Raw genomic sequence first — 248 nt, 5'->3', positions numbered from 1 at the left:
AGAAAGCACAAATCAAATACGAGCATCTGAAGAAGAGGTGAAAGAAATCCTCCAACTGCGAATAAAAGAAGAAGCAGCTTCAAAACTCAAGGTTTCTGTGTACGATACAGAGAGAAACGAAAAAGCTAAGCTGCATCGTCAGCAACTGGAACGGAAAGCTGCAGAGGAAGCAATGAAAAAGCATGAATTAGAACTTGACTACCTTGCGCCTTTTCTGGCGCAAATTGGTGATCCTCCTCACATCAGCC

Annotated in this window: 1 protein-coding gene; it reads left to right on the top strand. The window is 43.1% G+C overall.

The window, feature by feature from the left end:
* Nucleotides 1-37: 37 nt before the first annotated feature.
* A partial coding sequence (locus ACYQ78_RS39935) for a hypothetical protein (RefSeq protein WP_459806204.1) occupies nucleotides 38-248 on the top strand: 211 nt, incomplete at its 3' end.

Source organism: Herbidospora sp. RD11066 (assembly GCF_054661255.1).
Note: the sequence above shows the minus strand (reverse complement) of the source record. Positions and strands in the feature narration are given on the sequence as shown.